General features: G+C 71.5%; 23 protein-coding genes. 1 reads left to right on the forward strand and 22 read right to left on the reverse strand.

Annotation, left to right across the window (positions count from 1 at the left end):
- Positions 1-29 precede the first annotated feature (29 nt).
- The 10 genes from gmk to pyrR all read right to left on the reverse strand — a co-directional run bounded on the left by gmk (position 30) and on the right by pyrR (position 11249).
- Positions 30-623, reverse strand: a complete 594-nt coding sequence (gene gmk, locus ACIHAA_RS11195; protein ID WP_399815619.1) for a guanylate kinase — start codon at positions 621-623, stop codon at positions 30-32.
- 37 nt (positions 624-660) lie between these two features.
- Positions 661-984, reverse strand: coding sequence for an integration host factor (locus ACIHAA_RS11200; RefSeq protein WP_381085440.1), 324 nt, complete (start codon positions 982-984; stop codon positions 661-663).
- A 264-nt stretch (positions 985-1248) separates the two neighbouring features.
- On the reverse strand, positions 1249-2094 hold the full coding sequence (gene pyrF, locus ACIHAA_RS11205) for an orotidine-5'-phosphate decarboxylase (protein WP_399815621.1): 846 nt from the start codon (positions 2092-2094) through the stop codon (positions 1249-1251).
- A complete protein-coding gene (locus ACIHAA_RS11210) occupies positions 2091-3197 on the reverse strand; it encodes a quinone-dependent dihydroorotate dehydrogenase (protein ID WP_399815623.1) in 1107 nt (368 codons plus the stop codon). The genes pyrF and ACIHAA_RS11210 overlap by 4 nt, the downstream gene beginning before the upstream one ends.
- Positions 3198-3287: 90 nt before the next feature.
- Entirely contained in the window at positions 3288-6596 is a 3309-nt protein-coding gene (carB, locus tag ACIHAA_RS11215) for a carbamoyl-phosphate synthase large subunit (protein ID WP_399815624.1), read from the reverse strand.
- Positions 6589-7731 (reverse strand): glutamine-hydrolyzing carbamoyl-phosphate synthase small subunit, encoded by a 1143-nt coding sequence (carA, locus tag ACIHAA_RS11220; RefSeq protein WP_399815626.1) that lies wholly within the window; start codon positions 7729-7731, stop codon positions 6589-6591. The genes carB and carA overlap by 8 nt, the downstream gene beginning before the upstream one ends.
- Positions 7728-8288, reverse strand: a complete 561-nt coding sequence (locus ACIHAA_RS11225; protein ID WP_399815628.1) for a hypothetical protein — start codon at positions 8286-8288, stop codon at positions 7728-7730. Before ACIHAA_RS11225 ends, carA begins: the two co-directional genes overlap by 4 nt.
- The gene (locus tag ACIHAA_RS11230) at positions 8285-9571 is read right to left on the reverse strand and encodes a dihydroorotase (RefSeq protein WP_399815630.1); all 1287 of its coding nucleotides are present in this window, start codon (positions 9569-9571) and stop codon (positions 8285-8287) included. The genes ACIHAA_RS11225 and ACIHAA_RS11230 overlap by 4 nt, the downstream gene beginning before the upstream one ends.
- A gap of 5 nt (positions 9572-9576) precedes the next feature.
- Positions 9577-10572, reverse strand: coding sequence for an aspartate carbamoyltransferase catalytic subunit (locus tag ACIHAA_RS11235; protein WP_399815632.1), 996 nt, complete (start codon positions 10570-10572; stop codon positions 9577-9579).
- A gap of 104 nt (positions 10573-10676) precedes the next feature.
- Positions 10677-11249, reverse strand: a complete 573-nt coding sequence (gene pyrR / locus ACIHAA_RS11240) for a bifunctional pyr operon transcriptional regulator/uracil phosphoribosyltransferase PyrR (protein WP_399815633.1) — start codon at positions 11247-11249, stop codon at positions 10677-10679.
- 240 nt (positions 11250-11489) lie between these two features.
- Here pyrR and bldD point away from each other — a divergent pair, with 240 nt between their 5' ends.
- Complete coding sequence (gene bldD / locus ACIHAA_RS11245) at positions 11490-11993, forward strand: transcriptional regulator BldD (RefSeq protein ID WP_311696017.1); 504 nt, start codon at positions 11490-11492, stop codon at positions 11991-11993.
- A 677-nt stretch (positions 11994-12670) separates the two neighbouring features.
- Here the strand turns inward: bldD and nusB are convergent.
- The 12 genes from nusB to ACIHAA_RS11305 all read right to left on the reverse strand — a co-directional run bounded on the left by nusB (position 12671) and on the right by ACIHAA_RS11305 (position 25583).
- Entirely contained in the window at positions 12671-13102 is a 432-nt protein-coding gene (nusB, locus tag ACIHAA_RS11250; RefSeq protein ID WP_399815634.1) for a transcription antitermination factor NusB, read from the reverse strand.
- A gap of 2 nt (positions 13103-13104) precedes the next feature.
- Positions 13105-13671 (reverse strand): elongation factor P, encoded by a 567-nt coding sequence (gene efp / locus ACIHAA_RS11255; protein ID WP_399815636.1) that lies wholly within the window; start codon positions 13669-13671, stop codon positions 13105-13107.
- A 44-nt stretch (positions 13672-13715) separates the two neighbouring features.
- A complete protein-coding gene (locus ACIHAA_RS11260; RefSeq protein WP_399815638.1) occupies positions 13716-14822 on the reverse strand; it encodes an aminopeptidase P family protein in 1107 nt (368 codons plus the stop codon).
- A gap of 481 nt (positions 14823-15303) precedes the next feature.
- A complete protein-coding gene (locus tag ACIHAA_RS11265; RefSeq protein WP_399815640.1) occupies positions 15304-16149 on the reverse strand; it encodes an AAA family ATPase in 846 nt (281 codons plus the stop codon).
- 195 nt (positions 16150-16344) lie between these two features.
- Positions 16345-17436: a 3-dehydroquinate synthase gene (gene aroB / locus ACIHAA_RS11270; RefSeq protein ID WP_399815642.1), complete on the reverse strand. Its 1092-nt coding sequence runs from the start codon at positions 17434-17436 to the stop codon at positions 16345-16347.
- Positions 17433-17915, reverse strand: coding sequence for a shikimate kinase (locus ACIHAA_RS11275; RefSeq protein ID WP_399816122.1), 483 nt, complete (start codon positions 17913-17915; stop codon positions 17433-17435). Before ACIHAA_RS11275 ends, aroB begins: the two co-directional genes overlap by 4 nt.
- A 32-nt stretch (positions 17916-17947) precedes the next feature.
- On the reverse strand, positions 17948-19132 hold the full coding sequence (gene aroC / locus ACIHAA_RS11280; protein WP_399815644.1) for a chorismate synthase: 1185 nt from the start codon (positions 19130-19132) through the stop codon (positions 17948-17950).
- Between the two features lie 164 nt (positions 19133-19296).
- Positions 19297-20133, reverse strand: a complete 837-nt coding sequence (locus ACIHAA_RS11285; protein WP_399815646.1) for a shikimate dehydrogenase — start codon at positions 20131-20133, stop codon at positions 19297-19299.
- Positions 20130-21899, reverse strand: a complete 1770-nt coding sequence (gene mltG, locus ACIHAA_RS11290) for an endolytic transglycosylase MltG (RefSeq protein ID WP_399815648.1) — start codon at positions 21897-21899, stop codon at positions 20130-20132. Before mltG ends, ACIHAA_RS11285 begins: the two co-directional genes overlap by 4 nt.
- A gap of 124 nt (positions 21900-22023) precedes the next feature.
- On the reverse strand, positions 22024-22488 hold the full coding sequence (ruvX, locus tag ACIHAA_RS11295) for a Holliday junction resolvase RuvX (RefSeq protein WP_399815650.1): 465 nt from the start codon (positions 22486-22488) through the stop codon (positions 22024-22026).
- Between the two features lie 12 nt (positions 22489-22500).
- Positions 22501-25173 carry an alanine--tRNA ligase gene (gene alaS, locus ACIHAA_RS11300; protein WP_399815652.1) on the reverse strand — a complete coding sequence of 891 codons (2673 nt, stop codon included), beginning with the start codon at positions 25171-25173 and terminating at the stop codon, positions 22501-22503.
- On the reverse strand, positions 25173-25583 hold the full coding sequence (locus ACIHAA_RS11305; RefSeq protein WP_399815654.1) for a hypothetical protein: 411 nt from the start codon (positions 25581-25583) through the stop codon (positions 25173-25175). The genes alaS and ACIHAA_RS11305 overlap by 1 nt, the downstream gene beginning before the upstream one ends.
- Positions 25584-25586 lie beyond the last annotated feature (3 nt).

The raw sequence follows: 25586 nt of genomic DNA on the forward strand, positions 1-25586 counted from the left end.
AAGGATCAGACCTGATCACACAACCCTGATCACACTACGTTCATCAAGGCTAGCAGCTCGCGGGCCACATCCTCGACCGCGGTGTTGACCAGGGTCTCGTCGAACTCGGGCTCGGCCGCCAGTTCGATCTTGGCTGCCTCCAGGCGGCGGTCGATCACCTCGGGCGACTCGGTCCCGCGTCCGGTGAGCCTGCGCACCAGCTCCTCCCAGGAGGGCGGAGCGAGGAACACCAGCTGCGCCTCGGACATGGACTCGCGGACCTGCCGGGCGCCCTGGAGATCGATCTCCAGCAGCACCGGCACACCGGCCTCCAGGTGCTCCAGCACAGCGCCTCTCGGCGTGCCGTAGCGGTTGCCGGCGAACTCGGCCCACTCCAGCAGCTCGCCGTTGGCGATCAGCTTGTCCATCTCGTCGTCGGTGACGAAGAAGTAGTGGACACCATGCTGCTCGCCCGGGCGGGGCTTGCGGGTCGTCGCCGAGACCGAGAGCCAGACCTCGGGGTGTTTTGTGCGCATATGAGCGACGACCGTGCTCTTGCCGACCCCCGAGGGGCCGGAGAGCACGGTCAGCCGCGGACGTGCGTCCGGGGGTTCGGGGGTCGCCCCCCGGAGTGTTACTGCCATGCAGCGATTATTCCAGCAATAACGGAGTGCACCGGACTCAGCCGGCGGTACCGCCGAACTCGCGCTCCAGAGAGGCGATCTGGTTGGAACCGAGGCCTCGCACACGACGGCTCTCGGAGATCCCGAGACGCTCCATGATCTGCTTGGCGCGGACCTTGCCCACGCCAGGCAGCGACTCCAGCAGGGCGGAGACCTTCATCTTGCCGATGACGTCGTTCTCCTGGCCCTGCTTGATGACCTCATGCAGGGAGGCGCCGGAGTGCTTGAGTCGATTCTTGACCTCGGCCCGCTCCCGGCGAGCCGCGGCGGCCTTTTCGAGCGCGGCTGCGCGCTGTTCAGGGGTAAGGGGCGGAAGAGCCACGCCTACGTCACCTCGGATGTCGAACTGTCGGATACGGACCGGTGAGGAACCTAGTCGCCCCACACCTGGGGAGGTACGAGCAACACGCTTGCCCGTTCTCTCGTCGGAGACTAGCGGGCAACTCCGCCAGAGTCAGCGAGAACAGCGGAAAAGTCCTGGTCAGCCTCTGTCGAGCCGGACTTTTGGGACATACTGCCCTGGATTTGAGGATGTATTCGGACTCCGGCGGTCCCACGGGCGCGCCGCGGGACCGTCCGAGGGTGTCTAGCCGGTCGCCACGGCGGCCCGGATCTCCTCCGCGAAACGGTCCGCTGCGTCACGGAGAGCGACCACGTCGGGACCGTGCCGCAGCACTCCCCGGCTCACATTGGGCACGACATTGCGGACGGCCTTGCCGAAGACGCGGGTCAGATCCGCCGGGGTGGCTCCCTGGGCGCCGATGCCTGGCGCGAGGAGCGGACCGCCCATGTCGAGGTCGTAGGAGGACAGATCGCCGAGCGTGGCGCCCACGACGGCCCCGAAGGAGCCGAGGGGCCCCTCTCCCGCGTTCTCGGCCGCGAGGTGGGCGAGCATCGTGGCGCCCACGTTCCGGCCGTCCGGGCGCTCGGCGTGCTGCACCTCGCCGCCCTCGGGGTTCGAGGTCAGCGCGAGCACGAAGAGCCCGGTACCGCTCGCCCGCGCGAGATCCACGGCGGGCCTGAGCGAGCCGTAGCCGAGGTAGGGCGAGACGGTCAGCGCGTCGGAGAACAGCGGCGCGTCCGGGCGCAGGAAGGACTCGGCGTACGCGGCCATGGTCGAGCCGATGTCGCCGCGCTTGGCGTCCATCACCACCAGCGCCCCGGCCGCGCGCGCCTCGGCGACCGACGTCTCCAGGACGGCGATCCCCCGCGACCCGAAGCGCTCGAAGAAGGCCATCTGCGGCTTGAGGACCGCGACGCGACCGGCCATCGCCTCCACGACCGTGCGGCTGAACCGCTCCAGCCCCGCCACATCGTCGTTCAGGCCCCACTCGGCCAGCAGCGAGGCGTGCGGGTCGATGCCGACGCACAGCGGCCCCCGCTGGTCCATGGCGCGGCGCAGTCGCGCGCCGAAGGTCTCCGGGCCGCTCATGCGGGCTTCCTCACGTCGGCGCCGACGGCGTCGGCGAGGGTGGCGTAGGGGCTGGTGCGCAGGCGCGCCGCGAGCCCCTTGTGCAGGGAGCGGCTCCAGAAGGGCCCCTCGTAGATGAAGGCGCTGTAGCCCTGGACCAGCGTGGCACCGGCCAGAATGCGCTGCCAGGCGTCCTCGGCGCTCTCGATGCCGCCGACGCCCACCAGGGTGATCCGGTCCCCCACACGCGCGTAGAGGCGGCGCAGGACCTCCAGGGAGCGCTTTTTGAGCGGCGCGCCGGACAGCCCGCCGGTCTCCCCCGTCAGGGAGGCGCCGGAGGCGAGCCCGAGCCCCTCGCGGGCGATGGTGGTGTTGGTGGCGATGATCCCGTCCAGGCCCAGTTCCACGGCGAGGTCGGCGACGGCGTCGACGTCCTCGTCGGCGAGGTCGGGAGCGATCTTGACCAGCAGGGGGACGCGCCGGGCGGGGACCGCACGGTCGGCGGCCTCGCGGACGGCCGTCAGCAGCGGGCGCAGCGCCTCGGTCGCCTGGAGGTTGCGCAGTCCCGGGGTGTTCGGCGAGGAGACGTTGACCACCAGGTAGTCGGCGTACGGCGCGAGGCGCTCCGCCGACTTCACGTAGTCCCCGGCGGCCTCCGCCTCCGGCACCGCCTTGGTCTTGCCGATGTTGACGCCCACGACGGTCCGGAACACCGGCTCCCGTGCGGCCAGGCGGGCGGCGACGGCCAGGGAGCCGTCGTTGTTGAAGCCCATGCGGTTGATCAGCGCGCGGTCCGCGACCAGGCGGAACAGCCGCTTCTTGGGGTTGCCCGGCTGGGCCTCCCCGGTCACCGTGCCGATCTCGACGTGGTCGAAGCCCATCATGGCCATGCCGTCGATGGCGACGGCGTTCTTGTCGAAGCCTGCGGCGAGTCCGAGCGGACCGTGCATGCGCAGCCCGAAGGCCTCCGTGCGCAGTTCCTTGTGGCGGGGTGCCAGGACGGCGGCCGCGAAGGTGCGCAGCACGGGGATGCGGGCGGCGCGGCGGATCCAGCGGAACGCCAGGTGGTGGGCGCGCTCGGGGTCCATCCGGGTGAAAACCAGGCGGAAGAAAAACGTGTACATGTGTCCCTGTGTCCTCGTGCCGTGTCGTCCGGGGCGGTGCCCCCGACCCTCGAAGGGGGACACCGTTTCCGGTGTCCCCCTCAAGGAGCGTCAGTCGCGGGCCGCGGTCAGGTGCTCCGCGTGTTCCTGGAGCGACCGGACGCCGACGTCGCCGTGGTTGAGAGCGTCGATGCCCTGGACGGCGGCGGCGAGCGCCTGGACCGTGGTCAGGCAGGGCACGGAGCGGGCCACCGCAGCCGTGCGGATCTCGTAGCCGTCGAGGCGGCCGCCGGTGCCGTAAGGCGTGTTGACGATGAGGTCGACCTCGCCGTCGTGGATGAGCTGGACGATGGTCTTCTCGCCGGCCGGTCCCGTGCCCTCGGACTGCTTGCGCACGAGGGTCACATTGATGCCGTTGCGCTTGAGCACCTCGGCGGTGCCGGAGGTCGCGAGCAGCTCGAAGCCGTGGGCGACCAGCTCACGCGCCGGGAAGATCATCGACCGCTTGTCCCGGTTGGCGACCGAGATGAAGGCGCGGCCCTTGGTGGGCAGCGGGCCGTAGGCACCCGCCTGCGACTTGGCGTACGCCGTGCCGAAGACGGAGTCGATGCCCATGACCTCGCCGGTGGAGCGCATCTCCGGGCCGAGGACGGTGTCCACGCCCCGGCCGTGGATGTCGCGGAACCGGGACCAGGGCAGCACGGCCTCCTTGACCGAGATCGGCGCGTCCAGCGGCAGTTCGCCGCCGTCGCCGTTCCTCGGCAGCAGGCCCTCCTCGCGCAGCTGTGCGACGGTCGCGCCCAGGGAGATCCGGGCGGCGGCCTTGGCCAGCGGCACCGCGGTCGCCTTCGAGGTGAAGGGCACGGTGCGGGAGGCACGCGGGTTGGCCTCCAGGACGTAGAGGATGTCGCCCGCCATGGCGAACTGGATGTTGATCAGGCCGCGCACCCCGACGCCCCGGGCGATGGCCTCCGTGGAGGCCCGCAGGCGCTTGATGTCGAAGCCGCCCAGGGTGATCGGGGGCAGCGCGCACGCCGAGTCGCCGGAGTGGATGCCGGCCTCCTCGATGTGCTCCATCACACCGCCGAGGTAGAGCTCCTCGCCGTCGTAGAGGGCGTCGACGTCGATCTCGATGGCGTCGTCGAGGAAGCGGTCGACGAGCACCGGCCGGGAGGGGCTGATCTCGGTCGACTCGGCGATGTACGCGGCGAGCCGGGCCTCCTCGTAGACGATCTCCATGCCGCGTCCGCCGAGGACGTAGGACGGCCGTACGAGGACCGGGTAGCCGATCTCGTCGGCGATCGCCTTGGCCTCCGCGAAGGTGGTGGCGGTGCCGTGCTTGGGCGCGGGCAGTCCGGCCTCGGCGAGCACGCGTCCGAAGGCCCCGCGGTCCTCGGCGGCGTGGATCGCCTCGGGCGGGGTGCCCACGATCGGCACACCGTTGTCCTTGAGCGCCTGGGCCAGGCCCAGCGGGGTCTGGCCGCCGAGCTGCACCACGACACCCGCGACCGGGCCCGCCTGCTGCTCGGCGTGGACGATCTCCAGCACGTCTTCCAGCGTCAGCGGCTCGAAGTAGAGGCGGTCGGAGGTGTCGTAGTCCGTGGAGACCGTCTCGGGGTTGCAGTTGACCATCACGGTCTCGTACCCGGCGTCGCTCAGCGCGAAGGAGGCGTGGACGCAGGAGTAGTCGAACTCGATGCCCTGGCCGATGCGGTTGGGGCCGGAGCCCAGGATGATGACCGCGGGCTTCTCGCGCGGCGCGACCTCGCTCTCCTCGTCGTAGGAGGAGTAGAAGTACGGCGTCTTCGCAGCGAACTCGGCGGCGCAGGTGTCCACCGTCTTGTACACCGGGCGCACGCCGAGAGCGTGCCGCACCTCGCGCACCACGTCCTCGCGCAGGCCCCGGATGGCGGCGATCTGCTGGTCGGAGAAGCCGTGGCGCTTGGCCTCGGCCAGCAGTCCGGCGTCCAGCCGCTCGGCGGCGGCCAGTTCGTCCGCGATCTCCTTGATCAGGAAGAGCTGGTCGACGAACCAGGGGTCGATCCTGGTGGCCTCGAAGACCTCCTCCTGGGTGGCGCCCGCGCGGATGGCCTCCATGACCGTGTTGATCCGGCCGTCCGTGGGGCGGCCCGCCTCGCGCAGCAGGGTCTCCTTGTCGCCGGTCTCCCCGACGAAGGTGAACTGGCTGCCCTTCTTCTCCAGCGAGCGCAGCGCCTTCTGGAAGGCCTCGGTGAAGTTGCGGCCGATCGCCATGGCCTCGCCGACCGACTTCATGGTGGTCGTCAGGGTGCTGTCGGCGGACGGGAACTTCTCGAAGGCGAACCGCGGGGCCTTCACGACGACATAGTCGAGCGTGGGCTCGAAGGAGGCCGGGGTCTCCCGGGTGATGTCGTTCGGGATCTCGTCGAGGGTGTAGCCGACGGCGAGCTTGGCGGCGATCTTGGCAATCGGGAAGCCGGTCGCCTTGGAGGCGAGGGCGGAGGAGCGGGAGACACGCGGGTTCATCTCGATGACGATCACCCGGCCGTCCTCCGGGTTCACCGCGAACTGGATGTTGCAGCCGCCGGTGTCCACGCCGACCTCGCGGATGACGGCGATGCCGATGTCGCGCAGGATCTGGTACTCGCGGTCGGTCAGCGTCATCGACGGGGCGACGGTGATCGAGTCGCCGGTGTGCACGCCCATCGGGTCGAAGTTCTCGATGGAGCAGACGACCACGACGTTGTCGTGCTTGTCGCGCATCAGCTCCAGCTCGTACTCCTTCCAGCCGAGGATGGACTCCTCCAGGAGCACCTCGGTGGTCGGCGAGAGGGTGAGGCCCTGTCCGGCGATGCGGCGCAGCTCCTCCTCGTCGTGCGCGAAGCCGGAACCGGCGCCGCCCATGGTGAAGGAGGGGCGGACGACGACCGGGTAGCCGCCGAGCTCGTCGACACCGGCCAGCACCTCGTCCATGGTGTGGCAGATCACCGAGCGGGCGGACTCGCCGTGGCCGATCTTCGCGCGGACCGCCTCCACGACCTCCTTGAAGCGTTCGCGGTCCTCGCCCTTGTGGATGGCCTCGACATTGGCGCCGATCAGCTCGACGCCGTACTTGTCCAGGATGCCGTTCTCGTCCAGCGAGATGGCGGTGTTCAGGGCCGTCTGGCCGCCCAGCGTGGGCAGCAGGGCGTCGGGGCGCTCCTTGGCGATGATCTTCTCGACGAACTCGGGGGTGATCGGCTCGACGTAGGTGGCGTCGGCGATCTCCGGGTCGGTCATGATCGTGGCGGGGTTGGAGTTCACGAGGACGACCCGCAGGCCCTCGGACTTCAGGACCCGGCACGCCTGGGTGCCGGAGTAGTCGAACTCGGCGGCCTGGCCGATGACGATCGGGCCGGAGCCGATGACCAGGACGGACTGGATATCGGTGCGCTTAGGCACGCTGGCCCTCCATCAGGGATACGAAGCGGTCGAACAGGTAGGCGGCGTCGTGGGGTCCCGCGGCGGCTTCGGGGTGGTACTGGACGCTGAAGGCCGGCCGGTCGAGCAGCTGGAGGCCCTCCACCACGTTGTCGTTGAGGCAGACGTGGGAGACCTCGGCGCGGCCGTAGGGGGTGTCGGACACCGTGTCGAGCGGGGCGTCGACCGCGAAGCCGTGGTTGTGCGCGGTGACCTCGACCTTGCCGGTCGTACGGTCCTGCACCGGCTGGTTGATGCCCCGGTGGCCGTACTTCAGCTTGTAGGTGCCGAAGCCGAGGGCGCGGCCGAGGATCTGGTTGCCGAAGCAGATGCCGAACAGGGGCGTGCCGCGCTCCAGGACGGACCGCATGACGGAGACGGGGTGGTCGGCGGTGGCGGGGTCGCCGGGGCCGTTGGAGAAGAACACCCCGTCGGGGTTCACGGCGAAGACGTCCTCGGCGGTCGCCGTCGCGGGCAGCACATGCACCTCGATGCCGCGCTCGGCCATGCGGTGCGGGGTCATGCCCTTGATGCCGAGGTCGACCGCGGCGACGGTGAAGCGCTTCTCGCCGATCGCGGGGACGACGTAGGCCTCCTTGGTGGCGACCTCGGCGGAGAGGTCCGCGCCCGTCATCTCGGGGGCCTGGCGCACCTCGGCGAGCATGGTGCCCTCGTCGGGCAGGGCGTGGCCGGAGAAGATGCCGACCCGCATGGCGCCGCGTTCCCGCAGGTGGCGGGTAAGCGCCCGGGTGTCGACGCCGCTGATGCCGACGACGCCCTGCTTGCGCAGCTCCTCGTCCAGGGAGCGCCGGGAGCGCCAGTTGGAGGGCACCCGCGCGGGGTCGCGCACGACATAGCCCGAGACCCAGATCCGCCCGGACTCGGGGTCCTCGTCGTTGACGCCGGTGTTGCCGACGTGGGGGGAGGTCATCACGACGACCTGGCGGTGGTACGAGGGGTCGGTCAGGGTCTCCTGGTAGCCGGTCATACCGGTGGAGAACACGGCCTCGCCGAAGGTCACCCCCTGGGCCCCGTAGGCACGGCCGCGGAAGATCCGGCCGTCCTCCAGGACGAGTACGGCGGGAGCCTTGGCGGCTCCCCAGGTGGAGGTGGTCATCGTGCGCCTTCCATCGTGTCGATCATGTGGTTCAGGGTCTCGACCCAGTCGTTGTGCTCGGCCGCGCGGTCGGAGCGGAACCCGGAGTCGAGCAGCTTGCCGCCGTGCTCCCAGGTCACGACCAGCAGTCCGCCCTCGGTGAGGACCTTGCCCGCGATGCCCTTGTCGAGCCGGGCCCCGCGCAGCCGGTCGGCGGGGACGAAGAAGTCGGTCGCGCCGGGGCGTACGACGTCGAGTCCGGCGTCCGTCAGGGTCAGCTCGGCCCGGCTGCGCGTGCCCAGTCCGCGGGCCACGATCCGGTCCAGCCACTGCCCTGCGGTCGTGGAGCCGTGGTAGCGGCCGCTCATACTCAGTCTCACCGGACCGGGCTCCTCGGGCGCGCCGGGCAGCTCGGGCAGGTCGCCCTGGAGGGTGCCGCGCCACTTCCAGCCCTCGCGCATCAGCCAGTAGACGAGCACGACGAACAGGGCGAGCCCCACGAGCCAGCCGATACGACCGGACCAGTCGGTCACTTCCGCCGATTTCTTCCCTGCGGCGAGCAGGATGTCAGTTGTCACGCGAGCTTCCCGTCCACGAGGGTGGCCTTGCCCCGGAGCCAGGTGTGGGTGACACGGCCCGGCAGCTCGCGGCCCTCGTAGGGGGTGTTGCGGCTGCGCGAGGCGAAGCCCGCGGGGTCCACCGGACCACGGTATGCGGTGTCGACGAGGGTGAGGTTGGCGGGTTCACCGGCCGAGACGGGGCGGCCCTGGCCCGTGGCGCGGCCGATCCGCGCGGGGGTGAAGGACATGCGGTCGGCGACGCCCGCCCAGTCGAGCAGCCCGGTGTCGACCATGGTCTGCTGCACCACGGCGAGGGCGGTCTCCAGGCCCACCATGCCCATGGCGGCGGCGGCCCACTCGCAGTCCTTGTCCTCGTGCGGGTGGGGGGCGTGGTCGGTGGCGACGATGTCGATGGTGCCGTCGGCGAGCGCCTCGCGCAGGGCCGCCACATCGCGTTCGGTGCGCAGCGGCGGGTTCACCTTGTAGACCGGGTTGTAGGTGCGCACCAGTTCGTCGGTGAGGAGCAGGTGGTGCGGGGTGACCTCGGCGGTGACATCGATGCCGCGTGACTTGGCCCAGCGCACGATCTCGACGGACCCGGCGGTCGAGAGGTGGCAGATGTGCACCCGGGAGCCGACGTGCTCGGCGAGGAGCACGTCGCGGGCGATGATCGACTCCTCGGCGACCGCGGGCCAGCCGCCGAGTCCCAGCTCCGCGGAGACGACGCCCTCGTTCATCTGGGCGCCCTCGGTCAGCCGGGGCTCCTGCGCGTGCTGGGCGACCACGCCGCCGAAGGCCTTCACGTACTCCAGGGCGCGGCGCATGATCACGGCGTCGTCGACGCACTTGCCGTCGTCGGAGAAGACGGTGACCCCGGCCGCCGACTCGTGCATGGCGCCCAGCTCGGCGAGTTTCCTGCCCTCCAGGCCGACGGTGACGGCGCCGATGGGGTGGACGTCGCAGTAGCCGTGCTCCCGGCCCAGCCGCCAGACCTGCTCGACCACACCGGCGGTGTCGGCGACCGGGAAGGTGTTGGCCATGGCGAAGACGGCCGTGAAGCCGCCGCTCGCGGCGGCGCGGGTGCCGGTCAGCACGGTCTCGGAGTCCTCGCGGCCGGGCTCGCGCAGATGGGTGTGCAGATCGACGAGGCCCGGAAGCAGCACCTTGCCGCCGGCCTCGACGATCTCGGCGCCCTCGGCGGACAGCCCGGTGCCGACCGCCTCGATGGTCTCGCCGTCGATCAGGACGTCCTGTGGGTCGCCGCCGAGCACCTTCGCACCACGGATCAGGGTCTTGCTCATCTGTCTTACTTCTCCTCGGTACGGGTGTGGGGGTCGGCGGTCGCGTTCCGGGAATCGAATACAGCCCCGCCGAGCAGCAGGTACAGGACGGCCATCCGGATCGAGACACCGTTGGCGACCTGTTCGACGGCGGTGCAGCGGGGGGAGTCGGCGACCTCGGCGGTGATCTCCATGCCGCGGACCATCGGGCCCGGGTGCATCACGATGGCGTGTTCCGGCATCCTCGCCATCCGGTCGCCGTCCAGGCCGTAGCGCCGCGAGTACTCGCGCTCGGTCGGGAAGAAGGCGGCGTTCATGCGCTCGCGCTGGACCCGCAGCATCATCACGGCGTCCGACTTGGGCAGCACGGCGTCGAGGTCGTAGGAGATGTCGCAGGGCCAGGAGGTGACGCCGACCGGCAGCAGGGTGGGCGGGGCGACCAGGGTGACCTCGGCGCCCAGGGTGTGCAGCAGGTCGACGTTGGAGCGGGCGACCCGGCTGTGCAGGACGTCTCCGACGAGGGTGATGCGCTTGTCGGCCAGGTCGTGGCCCAGCCCCTCGTCCCGGCCCACCAGGCGGCGGCGCATGGTGAAGGCGTCCAGGAGGGCCTGGGTGGGGTGCTGGTGGGTGCCGTCGCCCGCGTTGATCACGGCTGCGTCGATCCAGCCGGAGTTGGCGAGGCGGTAGGGGGCTCCGGAGGCGCCGTGCCGGATGACGACGGCGTCGACGCCCATCGCCTCCAGGGTCTGGGCGGTGTCCTTGAGGGACTCGCCCTTGGACACGCTGGACCCCTTGGCGGAGAAGTTGATCACGTCGGCGGACAGGCGCTTCTCCGCGGCCTCGAAGGAGATCCGGGTGCGGGTGGAGTCCTCGAAGAAGAGGTTGACGACGGTGCGGCCGCGCAGGGTCGGCAGCTTCTTGATCGGCCGGTCCGCGACCCGGGCCATCTCCTCGGCGGTGTCGAGGATCAGGACGGCGTCGTCACGGGTGAGGTCGGCGGCCGAGATGAGATGGCGCTGCATCTGTCAGGCTCCGTAAGGCAGTTCATCATTCGGGAGGATTCGGGCAGGCACACGTATGCGTTGGCGCACTCGCGGGGCGTACGGCAGGGCCGTACGCCGGAGGGCTACTGCTGTGCGCCCGCCACGGTCTGCTTCACGCCGAGCAGCACGGTGTCGCGACCGTCCTCCTCGGTGAGCTGGACCTTGACCGTCTCCCGCAGCGACGTGGGGAGGTTCTTGCCGACATAGTCGGCACGGATGGGCAGTTCGCGGTGGCCGCGGTCGACGAGGACCGCGAGCTGGACCGCACGCGGGCGCCCGATGTCGTTCAGGGCGTCGAGTGCGGCGCGGATGGTGCGGCCCGAGAAGAGCACGTCGTCGACGAGGACGACCAGACGGCCGTCGAGCCCGTCGCCGGGGATCTCCGTGCGGGCCAGCGCACGCGGCGGCTGGAGGCGCAGGTCGTCGCGGTACATGGTGATGTCTAGAGAGCCGACCGGCATGGTGAGGCCGGTGATCTGCTCAAGCTTGACGGCGAGCCGCCGGGCGAGGAAGACGCCCCGGGTGGGAATGCCGAGGAGCACCACGTCGTCGGCGCCCTTGGCGCGCTCGACGATCTCGTGGGCGATGCGGGTGAGAACCCGCGCGATGTCGGGACCTTCGAGAACAGGTCGCGCATCGGAATGCTGCGTGTCCATACGAAACGGACCTCCTTCTCCGCCTCACGGGACGGACCTTAAAGGACGTCGGAATTGCGCCATACAGACTACCAGCCCGCCCGGGGTGCCCGATCACCCCCCTGGCACCCCGGGTCACCCGTCCGGCGTCACCGCACGTCGTCCGCGGTGGAGGGCCCGGGGCGGACCATTCGGCTTGACGGGGGAGAGTCACGCTGCGTAACCTCACAGTGAGTCACCAGCCTTCGTCCGGGGAGCTATATGTCCAGCGAATACGCCAAACAGCTCGGGGCCAAGCTCCGGGCCATCCGCACCCAGCAGGGCCTTTCCCTCCACGGTGTGGAGGAGAAGTCCCAGGGACGCTGGAAGGCGGTCGTCGTCGGGTCGTACGAGCGCGGAGACCGCGCCGTCACCGTGCAGCGCCTTGCCGAGCTGGCGGATTTCTACGGCGTCCCGGTTCAGGAGCTGCTGCCCGGTACCACGCCGGGCGGAGCCGCCGAGCCGCCGCCGAAGCTCGTGCTGGATCTGGAGCGCCTGGCCGGTGTCCCGGCCGAGAAGGCGGGCCCGCTCCAGCGATATGCGGCCACGATCCAGTCCCAGCGGGGTGACTACAACGGCAAGGTCCTGTCGATCCGCCAGGACGACCTGCGCACCCTCGCGGTGATCTACGACCAGTCGCCTTCGGTCCTGACCGAGCAGCTGATCAGCTGGGGCGTCCTGGACGCGGACGCCCGCCGGGCCGTGGCGTCCCACGAGGAGAGCTGACCTCTTCCGCCTCTTCAGCAGAAACGTGCCGCCGGGGTGGCCGGACCAGTGCGGTCCGGCGGGAGACCCCCGGTGCGGGGGGGGGGGATATACCACGCCCGCGCCCCCCGACGGCAGAATCGGCCGGGGGGCCCGCCCGCGGGGGGGGGGGGGGCCCCCCCGCGCGGGCGCGCCCCCCCCCGCCCCCTCCCCCCCCCGGGGGGGGGGGGGGGGCCCCGCCGGGGGGCGCCCCCCCCCCCCGGCGGCGTTCTGCCGGTGGAACACGCCGCCGCCCGGCCCCGGCATGCCGAAGGGCCCGCAGCACACTGGCTGCGGGCCCTTCGGTGTGGATACGGCGTCCCGGCCCCCGGTCCCGGGATGCCCGGGCCGGGGCCGAGGCGGCTCCTGGACGCCCGTACGCCGCTGTGAGCGGCGCGGAGCGCCTGGGTCTGCCCGCCGGGGCCGACGGCGCGTCCGGGACGGTCACCGCCGCCCTCGTGGGCCGGGCCGGGACCGTCCCCGCCGACCGGGCGGGCGCGGCCGGGCTGCCGCCGTCGGCCTCGTGGGTGGCGTGGGACCGCCACCAGCTGCCGACCGCGCGGGCCGGACCGGGGCGGCGCCGCCGCCCTCGCGGGGCGGCGTGGGACTGCCACCACCGGCCGACCGCGCGGCGGGCCGCGGATCTACTCGTCGCGGAGCTACTCGCCGCGGCGCAGCGACGGCTTGAGGTCCTTCAGACGGCCGAGCAGCCCGTTGACGAAGGCGGGCGACTCGTCCGTGGAGAACTCCTTGGCGAGCTGCACCATCTCGTCGAGCACCACGGCGTCCGGCGTCCCGTCGACCCAGATGAGCTCGTAGGCACCGAGACGCAGGATGTTGCGGTCGACGACGGGCATCCGGTCCAGGGTCCAGCCGACCGCGTACTGCGCGATCAGCTCGTCGATGCGCCTCGCATGCTCGGCGTACCCCTCGACCAGCTGCATCGTGTACTCGCTCACCGGCGGCTGCCGGGTGTCGGACCGCGAGTGCCGGACCCAGTCCGCGAGGACCGTGAGGACGTCGGTCCCGCGCTGGTCGCCTTCGAAGAGGATCTGGAATGCGCGCTTACGGGCCGTGTTACGGGCAGCCACGGTTAGCTGTTCACCCGGCCGAGGTAGTCGCTCGAACGGGTGTCGACCTTGATCTTCTCACCGGTGGTGATGAAGAGCGGGACCTGGATCTGGTGGCCGGTCTCCAGGGTGGCGGGCTTGGTGCCACCGGTGGAGCGGTCGCCCTGGACGCCCGGCTCGGTCTCCTGGACGACCAGCTCGACGGCGGCCGGGAGCTCGACGAAGAGCACCTCGCCCTCGTGCTGCGCGACGGTGGCGCTGAAGCCCTCGATCAGGAAGTTGGCGGCGTCGCCGACGGCCTTGCGGTCGACCATCAGCTGGTCGTACGTCTCCATGTCCATGAAGACGAAGTACTCGCCGTCCATGTACGAGAACTGCATGTCGCGCTTGTCGACAGTGGCCGTCTCGACCTTGACGCCGGCGTTGAAGGTCTTGTCGACGACCTTGCCGGAGAGCACGTTCTTGAGCTTGGTGCGCACGAAGGCCGGGCCCTTGCCGGGCTTGACGTGCTGGAACTCGACGACGGACCAGAGCTGGCCGCCTTCGAGCTTGAGCACCAGGCCGTTCTTGAGGTCGTTCGTGGAAGCCACGGTTGCGGAATCTCCTGGACTGACGTACGACCCCGGGTCACGCGCTACAGCGCGAGCAGCTCCTTGGTCGTGATGGTGAGTAGCTCGGGTCCGCCGTCCGCCTCGGGGCGCACGACGAGCGTGTCATCGATCCGGACACCGCCCCGGCCCGGGAGGTGGACCCCCGGTTCGACGGTGACCGGCACGCAAGCGTCCAGTTTACCCATGGCCGCCGGGGCCAACTGCGGGTCCTCGTCGATTTCGAGTCCCACGCCGTGTCCGGTCCCCGGTCCGAGGCCGCCTCCGAACCCCGCGGAGTCCAGCACATGGCGTGCGGCACGGTCCACGTCCCGGTAGGCGACACCGGGTGCCAGGGCCTGGCGACCGGCCCGCTGGGCGGCGAAAACAAGATCGTACAACTCGATCTGCCAGTCCGCGGGCGAGGTGCCGATGACAAAGGTACGGCCGATCTCGCAGCGGTAGCCGCGGTAGGTGGCCCCCAGGCAGACGGAGAGGAAGTCGCCCTCCTCCACCCGCCGGTCGGTGGGGCGGTGGCCCGGGCGGCCGGAGTTCGGGCCGGTGCCGACGGAGGTGGTGAAGGCGGGTCCGTCGGCGCCGTGGTCGATCAGCCGCCGCTCCAGTTCGAGGGCGAGATGGCGCTCGGTGCGGCCGACGAGGATCGACTCCAGCAGTTCGCTCAGCGCCTGGTCGACGATTTCCGCGCCGATGCGCAGCAGGGAGATCTCGTCCTCGTCCTTCACCAGGCGCAGCTGCTCGACGGCGCCGCCGAGGTCGGCCAGGCGCAGTTTGGGGGCGATGGAGGCCAGGGCGCGGTGGCGGGCCACGGTGAGGTGGTGCTCCTCGACCGCGAGGGAGTCGGTGCCCTGCGCCACGGCCAGGGAGGCCCCGGCCAGGGCCGGGTCGCCGCCGGGGGCCGCGAGCACCTGGACCCGTACCGCCTCGTCCGGCCGTCCGTCGATCAGCTCGTCGTCCGGCGGCCCGGCGCACAGCAGCACGTCCTCCCCCGCGCCCACCAGCAGGACGGCGCCCTGGGGCGCGGCACCCGCGAGATAGCGGACATTGGCGGGGCGGGTGACGAGCGCCGTCGCGCTGCCACCCGCACTGAAGCGCTCCCTGAGCCGCTCCCGGCGGGCCGCGTACACCTCTGACATGACCCGAGCCTACGAGCGGCGGCCGGATGCCGCCGGTCCAGAGGGGCCGGACGGGCGGCCGGACGGTCCGGGGCGGGTCCCGGCGGTCCCGGGCGGGTCCGGGGGCCGGGGATCCGGGCGGCCCGGGTGGGTCCGGGCTCGGCGGTCCGGGGGGCCGGCCCGGATCCCGGCTGTCCCGAGCGCGTCCCAGCGGGTCCCGGCGGTCCCGGGCGGGTCAGGGCTCGGGGGTCCAGGCGGGTCCCGGGGGCTACCTGGTGCGGGGCCCGCCCCGGGTGGTCTGGCCTCGGGGGTCCGGGGATCTCGGGCGGGTCCGGGGGCCGGGGGTCCCGGCGGTCCCGGGCGGGTCAGGGCTCGGGGGTCCGGGCGGGTCCCGGTGGTCCCGGGGGCTGACTGGCGCGGGGCCGCCCGGGCGGGCGCGGTCCCGGAAAGCAGGCGGGCCCTCAAGCAGCGGGCGGGACCGCCGGACCGGCGGGCCCGTCCCTCACCACTGCGGCGGGCTTGCGAGGGAGCGGGTCAGGGCTTCGTTCAGGGCGTGGGCCGTACCGGCCACGTCCAGCTGGGAGTTGTCGATGATCGGCAGGCCCGAGCCGTACCAGCCGGCCATCCGGCCGTGGATGCGGGCGACTTCCTCGTCGGTCAGGCGCCGGTTGCCCGTGCGTTCCGCGTTGCGCTCCAGGACGACTTCCAGGCCGGGCAGCAGCACCACGGGAAGCAGACCGGGGCCCACATGCCGTTTCCAGCCGCCGAGCCCGACGACCGGGCGGTCCGGGAAGACGGCGTCGTCGAGGATGCAGGAGATGCCGTTGGCCAGGAAGTTCCGCGCCGCGAAGCCGCAGGTGCGGCGGGCGAGGCGGTACTGCGCCTCGGAGTGGTCGTTCCACCCCGACTGCGGGTCGGCGAAGCCGGAGCGCACCCATTCGCGTACGTCGTCCAGGCTGATGTGGGCCGTGGGGACGCGGCGGTGGTCCGCCCAGTACTTCGCGACGCTCGTCTTGCCCGCGCCCGCGGGGCCGATGAGCAGCACGGCGAGCGTGGCGCACGCCGGGTCGGGCGCGCCCACCGCGGGCAGCGCGCCCGGCAGGGTGTCGTGGGTGCCGGGGGCGTGCCCCGCCTGGCCCGGAACGTCCGGTGCGTGGGGCAGTGGGACGGACGGGGGTCCGGGCGGCACCGGGGCGCCCGCGAAACCCGGGGCGGGCGGGCCGTAGGGGGCGGGACCCGGATGGGCGCCGGGCTGTCCCGGCTGGTGTCCGGCCGGTGACCAGGCGGTCCCCGGTCCCTGCCCCGGCTGGTGGGGCGGCGGCAGCGGTGCTCCCACTGCGTGCTGCATCCGGTGCCACTCCGTCTCGTTGTCTCGGGCTGGGTCGCCTGCGGGACGCGGCACCCCGCCCCCCGCCGAACGGTACCTTCCCCGGCCGTCGTGGTGTGAACGGCCGGGGAAGGCCCGAAGTGCCCGTCGCCGCGGGCCTGTCGGGGCCGCGGGCGCCCGGTGCGCGGGGCGGACCCCGGAGTGTGTGCTACCGGCCTACTGGCCGACCTCGCCGTAGGCGGCGAGCAGCACCGCCGGGTCCGGCCCCTCCAGCACGGTCGGCCGCGCGAGGCCGTCCAGCACGATGAAACGGAGCAGGTCGCCGCGGGACTTCTTGTCGACCTTCATGGTCTCGAGGAGCCGGGGCCACTGGTCGTAGCGGTAGTGCAGCGGCAGCCCCACCGCTTCGAGGACCGTGCGGTGGCGGTCGGCTGTGGCGTCGTCCAGACGGCCCGCCAGCCGCCCGAGTTCGGCGGCGAAGTGCATGCCCACGGCGACCGCGGCACCGTGGCGCCACTGGTAGCGCTCGTTCTTCTCGATCGCATGGCCGAGGGTGTGCCCGTAGTTGAGGATCTCCCGGGGACCCGACTCCTTGAGGTCCGCCGAGACCACCTCGGCCTTGACCCGGATGGAGCGCTCGATCAGCTCCGCGGTGTGCGGTCCGGCCGGGGTGCGGGCCGCGGCCGGGTCCTGCTCGATCAGGTCGAGGATCACCGGGTCGGCGATGAAACCGGCCTTGATGACCTCGGCCAGCCCGGAGACGTAGTCGTGGACCGGCAGGGAGTCCAGGGCGGCCAGGTCGCACAGCACGCCCGCGGGCGGGTGGAAGGCGCCGACCAGGTTCTTGCCCTCGGCGGTGTTGATCCCGGTCTTGCCGCCGACCGCCGCGTCCACCATGGCCAGCACGGTGGTCGGGACCGCGATCCAGCGCACTCCGCGCAGCCAGGTCGCCGCCACGAACCCGGCCAGGTCGGTGGTCGCGCCTCCGCCCACACCGACGATGACATCGGTGCGGGTGAAGCCGGACTGGCCGAGCGCCTTCCAGCAGTAGGCGGCGACCTCGGCGGTCTTGGCCTCCTCGGCGTTGGGGACCTGGATGGCGACCGCCTCGAAGCCCTGCCCGGCCAGGTCGGCGCGCAGCGCCTCGCCCGTCTCGGCCAGCGCCTCCGGGTGGATCACGGCGACCCGCTTGGCCTTCTCGCCGATCAGACCGGCCAGCTCGCCGAGGAGCTGCCGCCCGACCAGGACCTCGTAGGGGTCGGTGCCCGCGGTTCCGGCCACCGGGATCCGCGTCAGGTCCTCGCTCATGCTTCCTTCAACTCCACTGCGTCCAGGACGGCCTGGGCCACCTCTTCGGGGCCCCGGGCATCGGTCGGCACGACCGCCGTGGCGACCTCTTCGTACAGATGGCGGCGCGCCTCCATCAGCTCGCGCCACTGCTTGCGCGGGTTGACGGCGAGCAGGGGGCGGGCCGCGTTGAGCCCGGTGCGCTTGACGGCTTCCTCGACGTCCATCGACAGATAGACCACGCGCTGCCCGGAGAGCAGTGCGCGGGTGTCCTCGTCGAGAACCGCGCCGCCGCCCAGGGCCAGGACCCCGTCGTGCTGGGCGAGGGCCAGGTGCACGGCCTGCTTCTCCAGCGCGCGGAAGGCGGGCTCGCCGTCCTCCACGAAGATGTCCGCGATGCTCCGGCCCTGTCCGGCCACGATGTCGTCGTCCGTGTCGCGGTAGCCGACCCCGAGCCGCTCGGCCAGCAGCCGTCCGACGGTCGACTTGCCCACCCCCATCGGCCCGACCAGGACGACGGCGGGCGCCGTGCTCACCGGATCTCCAGACCGTCGAGGTAGGAGCGGACGTTGCGGCGGGTCTCGGCCACGCTGTCACCGCCGAACTTCTCCGCCACCGCGTCCGCGAGGACCAGCGCCACCATCGCCTCGGCGACGATCCCGGCCGCCGGGACCGCGCACACGTCCGAGCGCTGGTGGTGCGCCTGCGCGGGCTCGCCCGTGGCGACGTCCACCGTCTGAAGGGCGCGGGGCACGGTCGCGATGGGCTTCATCGCCGCGCGCACCCGCAGCAGCTCACCCGTGCTCAGACCGCCCTCGGTGCCGCCGGAGCGGCCCGTGGCGCGCCGGATGCCCTCGGGCGTGGTCACGATCTCGTCGTGGGCCTTGGAGCCCGGCACCCGCGCCAGCTCGAAGCCGTCGCCGACCTCGACACCCTTGATCGCCTGGATGCCCATCAGCGCGGCCGCGAGGCGCGCGTCAAGACGCCGGTCCCAGTGCACATGCGAACCGAGCCCGACGGGGACCCCGTGCGCGAGGACCTCGACCACACCGCCGAGGGTGTCGCCGTCCTTGTGCGCCTGGTCGATCTCCGCGACCATCGCCTTCGACGCGTCCGCGTCCAGGCAGCGCACCGGGTCGGCGTCCAGCCGCTCCACATCGTCCGGGGTCGGGTAGAGACCGTACGGCGCCTTCGCCGACGCCAGTTCGACCACATGCGAGACGATCTCGATGCCTGCGGTCTCCTTCAGGTACGACCGGGCCACCGCGCCCAGCGCCACCCGGGCCGCGGTCTCCCGGGCGGAGGCGCGCTCCAGGATCGGCCGCGCCTCGTCGAAGCCGTACTTCTGCATCCCGGCGAGGTCGGCGTGGCCCGGCCGCGGCCGGGTCAGCGGCGCGTTGCGGGCCAGCCTGGCCAGCACCTCGGGGTCCACCGGATCGGCCGCCATCACCTGTTCCCACTTGGGCCACTCGGTGTTGCCGACCATGACCGCCACCGGGGAGCCGAGGGTCAGTCCGTGCCGGACACCGCCCAGGAAGGTGACCTCGTCGCGCTCGAACTTCATCCGCGCGCCGCGTCCATAGCCGAGCCGCCGCCGCGCGAGGTGGTCCGCCACCATCTCCGTGGTGATCGGCACGCCGGCGGGAAGGCCCTCCAGCGTCGCGACAAGTGCGGGACCGTGGGACTCCCCGGCGGTCAGCCAACGCAGCCTGCTCAACGATGCTCCTCAGTGTTCGCGCCCGGCACTGCCCGGCGCACGCGTCTCCTTGCGTACGGCGACGGCGCGACCGGTTGCGCGACCCCGGCCCGCCACCTCCGATCCTCCCACGTCCGGGAGGGTGTCCGGCCGCCGGTCCAGCAGACGGACGGGAGCGGGAGGGGTCAGCGGGCGGCGAGTGCCTGCTCTCCGGCGCGCCGCATGGCCTTCAGGGGAGCCGGGGAGCGGCCGGTCATCTGCTCGACCTGGAGCACCGCCTGGTGGACCAGCAGGTCCAGGCCGCCGACGACGGCGCCGCCGTACGCGGACCAGCGTGCCGCGAGGGCGGTGGGCCAGGGGTCGTACAGCACGTCGAAGAGGGTCGCGGGCCGCTCGGGGACGGCGGCGGCCAGGGCGTCCGTCGTCCCCGCCGGGGTGGTGGCCACGACCAGCGGCGCGTGCAGCGCCCGGTGGGCCTCGGACCAGTCGGCCGTACGGACGTCGACCCCGGTCCGCTCGCCCCAGCGGCGCATCTCGGCGGCCCGCGCCTCGCTGCGGACGTAGGCGACGACCTCGCCGGTGCAGACGCGGGACAGTGCGGCGAGCGCGGAGGACGCGGTGGCGCCGGCGCCGAGGATCGCGGCGGAGTCGACCTGTTCCACGCCCCGCTCGCGCAGTGCGGCGACCATCCCGGGGATGTCGGTGTTGTCGCCGGTCCGCCGTCCGTCCTCGGTGCACACGACCGTGTTGACGGCCTCCACGGCGGCCGCGGTGTCGCTGACCGCGTCCAGCAGGGGGATGACGGCCCGCTTGAGCGGCATGGTCAGGGAGAGTCCGGCCCACTCGGGTCCGAGCCGGGCGAGGAAGCCCGGCAGTGCCTCCTCGTCGATCTCGAACCGGTCGTACGACCAGTCCGTCAGACCCAGTTCCTCGTAGGCGGCGCGGTGCAGCACCGGGGAGAGGGAGTGGGCGATCGGGGAGCCGAGGACGGCGGCCCTGCGCTTGCCGGAGGTGCCGGTCATTGTCCCTTCTTCTGCTCTTCGAGGTACTTCTCGCGGTTGCGGTTCTGCTCTGCGTTGGTCTCTGCGAAGAGCGTCTCGTTGTCGCTGATCGAGACGAAGTAGTACCAGTTGCCCTTGGCCGGGTTGAGGGCGGCCTTGATGGCCACCTCGCCGGGATTGTCGATCGGGCCGGGCGGCAGTCCCTTGTTGCGGTAGGTGTTGTACGGGTCGTCGATCTTCCGGAGGTCGTCGACGGAGCCGGTGGCGAGCGTGGACTCGCCGCGCAGGTAGTTCACCGTCGAGTCGAAGTCCAGCAGTCCGTTGGTCTCGGTGTTGGCCGGCTTGAGCCGGTTGTAGACGACCGTGGCGACCTTCTCGAAGTCCCGCTTGGACTTGCCCTCCGCCTGGACGAGGCTCGCCACGGTCAGGACCTGGAGGGGGTTGTCCAGGTTGAGGCTCTTCGCCTTGGCCTCGATGCCGTACTCGGCGTACTTCTCCTTGGCCGTGTCGACCATCTGCTTCAGTACGTCATCGGGCTTCATGCCCTTTGCGACCGCATAGCTGGACGGGTAGAGGAACCCTTCCAGGGGGTCCTTGATGCCGCTGTTGGCGTTGGCCCAGGCGGGCAGGCCGAAGGACTTCCAGTCCTTGGCCGCGAGGGCCTGGGTGGTGCCGGGCTTGAGCTGGAGGCGGCCGTCGATGGCCGCGTAGACCTTCGTGTTCCGCCAGCCCTCGGCGATGATCAGGTTGCTCTTGCTCTTCGGGCTGAGCATCAGCTGCACGGCCGCCGCCGCGGACATCTGCTTGTGGAGCGTGTAGGTGCCCGCCTGGAGGGTCTTGCCGTTCGGGTTCTGCTCCTGGGCCGCGACGAAGGCGCCGACGCTCTTGACCACCCCGGCGTCCTTGAGCGCCTGTCCGATGGCATAACCGCCGGATCCCTTGGGGATGGTGACGGTGACCTGCTCGCTGGTGCCGTCTCCGGCGTAGTCGGGGGCCGCGCCGAAACGGCTTTGGTAGTACTGGTAGCCGAAATAGCCGACGCCGCCGACACCGCCGCCCAGCACCAGGACGACGATCAGACAGGCGCATCCGTTGCGGCGCTTTTTGGCCTTTCCGCCGCGCCCCCGGCGGTCGCCGCGGCCTCGGGTCCCGTCGGCCTCGTCGTCGGATTCGGCGCCGTCCTCGTCGTCCCCGCCCGCAAAGAAGGCGTGTTCACCCTGGTCCGGGCCCGGGTCCCAGTCGGGCTCGGGTTCGGGCTCGGCCTGCCTGCGGTGCGGGGGCTCGGGCGGCGGATAGGCGTCCGGTGTCCGGTAGTGATCGGGCTGGTCTCCGCCATAGGCACCGGTCTGGGCTCCGTCGTACGGGTCGCCAGGATCCGCCGGGTAGGCGACCTGCTCCTGGCCGCCGCCCCAGCCGTCGTCGCCATACCCCTGCCCACCCTGGCCGGGATACGGCTGTACGTTCTGCGGTCCCTGCTGGTAGTGCTGCCCGTCCGGTCCCTGCTGCGGATACTGCTGACCCTGCTGCTGGTACGGGTCCGGGTACGGGGGGCCGCCGTGGCCGGGGTACTGCTGGTAGCCGTGCTGGCCCTGGCCGTAGGGGTCGCCCTGAGCGCCGCCGTCCCAGTTGCCGTAGTGCTGCTGTGCCTGCTCGGGGTGGTGCTGCGGCTGGCCCCCGTAGGGGGACGGGCCCGGCTGGGCCTGCTGTCCTCCCCATCCGCCGTCCCCGTACAACGGGTCCTCCGGATGCCACGGTGCGGAGCCTGGGCCCCGGCCATACTCAGTCATCGATCCCCTAGAGCCGCGAGGCGGCGGTCGCGGGCTTCGCTAGCCCGGCTCCCGTTCCGCCTCTTTCGCTGTGCGGTGGCTGTTCGAACACCACCGCATCGCGCGGAACGTTACCGTATCGCGATCAGATGACCACTTCGACGCCCTCGCCGGGCGACTTACCTGACACCCGTTCGGATTCCAGGGCCTGCTGAAGGATGATGACGGCCGCGGCCTGGTCGATCACGGACCGGCCCTTCTTGGCCTTCACACCGGAGGCGCGCAGCCCCTGACCTGCTGTGACCGTGGTCATCCGCTCGTCCACGAGCCGCACCGGCACCGGGGCGACCGAGCGGGCCAGCTCCTGGGCGAAGCCGCGGACCTTGACGGCGGCCGGACCCTCGCCCCCCTTGAGGGAGCGAGGGAGGCCGACGACGACCTCGATCGGCTCGTACTCCTCGACGAGCCGCTTCAGCCTGCGCTGGGCCGCGGGAACGTCCCGCCCCGGGACCGTCTCCACCGGAGTGGCGAGGATCCCGTCGGGGTCGCAGGAGGCGACCCCGATGCGGGCGTCACCGACGTCGATCGCGAGTCGGCGTCCTCTTCTCATGTATGTGCCGTCCTACTTGGCGGTGTCGGCGATCAGGCGCTCGACGGCCTCGGCCGCCTCGCCGACGGCGGCCGGGTTCTGTCCGCCGCCCTGGGCGACGTCCGGCTTGCCGCCACCGCCGCCGCCGAGGGCCTTGGCGGCCGCGCGGACCAGGTCTCCGGCCTTCAGACCGCGCTCGCGGGCGGCGTCGTTGGTGGCGATGACCGTGAGCGGCTTGCCGTTGTTCACGGTGAACAGGGCCACCACCGCGGCCCGTCCGCCCTGGATCCGGCCGCGTACGTCGAGGACCAGCTTGCGCAGGTCGTCCGGGGTGGTGCCGTCCGGGACCTGCCCGGTGACAACGGCCACACCGCGCATGTCCTTGGCGGACTCGGCGAGACCGGCGGCGGCCTGGAGCACCTTCTCGGCGCGGAACTTCTCGATCTCCTTCTCGGCGTCCTTCAGCTTGCCGAGCATTCCGGCGACCTTCTCCGGCAGCTCCTCCGGGCGGCCCTTGAGCAGCTCGGTCAGCTGGTTGACGACCGTGTGCTCCCGGGCGAGGAAGGTGTACGCGTCGACGCCGACCAGGGCCTCGATACGGCGGACGCCCGAGCCGATGGAGGACTCGCCGAGCAGCTTCACCAGACCGAGCTGGGCGGTGTTGTGCACATGGGTGCCGCCGCACAGCTCCTTGGAGAAGTCCCCGATGGTCACCACGCGCACCCGCTCGCCGTACTTCTCGCCGAACTCGGCGATGGCGCCCTGCTTCTTGGCCTCGTCGATGCCCATGACCTCGGCGTGCACATCGAGGTCCCGGGAGAGCACCTCGTTGATCCGCTGCTCGACATCGGTCATCACGGTCGTCGGAACGGCCGATGGGGAACCGAAGTCGAAGCGGAAGCGGCCCGGCTGGTTCTCGGAACCGGCCTGGGCGGCCGTCGGGCCAAGGGCGTCGCGCAGCGCCTGGTGGGTGAGGTGCGTGGCCGAGTGGGCGCGGGCGATGGCCCGGCGGCGGTGGGAGTCGATGGTGGCCTGGGCCTTCGCCCCGACGGTCACCTCGCCGACCTGGACGACGCCCTTGTGGACGTAGACGCCCGGGACCGGCTTCTGGGTGTCGCGGATCTCGACGACGGCACCGGCGTCGGTCCGGATACGGCCGGTGTCGCCGATCTGGCCGCCGCCCTCGGCGTAGAAGGGGGTGCGGTCGAGGACGATCTCGACCTCGTCGCCCTCGCTCGCGGCCGGGGCGGAGACACCGCCCACCAGGAGGCCGACGACCGTGGTCTCGCCCTCGGTGTCGGAGTACCCGATGAAGTCGGTGGCCCCGGCGGCGTCCGCGATCTCACGGTAGGCACCGAGGTCGGCGTGGCCGGTCTTCTTGGCCTGGGCGTCGGCCTTGGCCCGCTCGCGCTGCTCCTTCATCAGACGGCGGAAGCCGTCCTCGTCGACGGCCAGGCCCTGTTCGGCGGCCATCTCCAGGGTCAGGTCGATCGGGAAGCCCCAGGTGTCGTGGAGCAGGAAGGCCTTGTCGCCGGAGAGGACCGAGCCACCGGAGGCCTTGGTCTCGGTCACGGCGGTGTCGAGGATGTTGGTACCGGCCTTCAGCGTCTTGAGGAAGGCGGCCTCCTCGGCGAGGGCGACCTTCTCGATGCGCTCGCGGTCGGTGACCAGCTCGGGGTACTGCTGACCCATCATGCGGATCACCGTGTCGACCAGGTCCTTGACGACCAGGCCGGTGGCGCCGAGCAGGCGCATGTTGCGGATGGCGCGGCGCATGATGCGGCGCAGCACATAGCCGCGGCCCTCGTTGCCCGGCGTGACGCCGTCGCCGATGAGCATGGTGGCCGTGCGCATGTGGTCGGTGACCACTCGCAGGGAGACGTCCGAGGAGTGGGCGTCGCCGTAGCGGACGCCGGTCAGCTCGGTGGCCTTCTCGATCACGGCCATGGAGGTGTCGATCTCGTACATGTTCTGCACGCCCTGCAGAATCATGGCGAGACGCTCCAGGCCGAGGCCCGTGTCGATGTTCTTGCTCGGCAGGTCCCCGAGGATCTCGAAGTTGTCCTTGCCGATGCCCTCGCCCCGCTCGAACTGCATGAAGACGAGGTTCCAGATCTCCACGTACCGCTCGTCGTTGACGGCGGGACCGCCCTCGGCGCCGAACTCGGGACCGCGGTCGTAGTTGATCTCGGAGCAGGGGCCGCAGGGGCCGGGCACGCCCATGGACCAGAAGTTGTCCTTCATGCCCAGGCGCTGGATGCGCTCGGCGGGGACACCGACGACCTCGCGCCAGATCTGCTCGGCCTCGTCGTCGTCCTGGTAGACGGTGATCCACAGGCGCTCGGGGTCGAGGCCGTAACCGCCCTTGTCCTGGGCCGCGGTGAGCAGCTCCCAGGCGAACTTGATGGCGCCTTCCTTGAAGTAGTCACCGAAGGAGAAGTTGCCGCACATCTGGAAGAAGGTGCCGTGGCGGGTGGTCTTGCCGACCTCTTCGATGTCGGGGGTGCGCACGCACTTCTGCACGCTGGTGGCGCGCGGGAAGGGCGGCTTGACCTCGCCGAGGAAGTAGGGCTTGAAGGGCACCATGCCGGCGGGGACGAGCAGCAGAGTCGGGTCGTCCGCGATGAGCGACGCCGAAGGGACGACGGTGTGACCGCGCTCCTCGAAGAAGCTCAACCAGCGGCGGCGGATTTCAGCCGACTCCATCAGTGGTCCTCATTCCGGTTGTACGAGTACGTCGTGGTCTCGATGTACGTGGGGCTGTTGCGGTTCTCGACGGCGGCACCGCGCCGGGGCGGAAGGGCCCGCTGGTCGGCCTGGTCCCCCGGGCCGAGCGCGGCGGAATGCCGGGGGCCGGGGATCGCGCGGTCGTCGGCGGGGGCGCTCAGTCCGAGCGCGTCGCCCAGCTCCGCCTCCCGCTGGGCCATCCCGGCGCGGACGTCGAGCGCGAAGTCCAGCGCCCGGTCCTTGATCCGGTGACCTGCCTCGAGCGCCTTGTTCGCCGCCTGCGCGGCCAGGTTCTCGGGGGTCAGCTGCTTCAGCTTGCGGTTGACCTTGGTGGTGGCCCATACGCCGGCGGCGACGCCGGAGGTGAACCAGAACGTACGGCGGAACATCGC

The organism is Streptomyces sp. NPDC052040 (genome assembly GCF_044548405.1).
GTDB lineage: Bacteria > Actinomycetota > Actinomycetes > Streptomycetales > Streptomycetaceae > Streptomyces.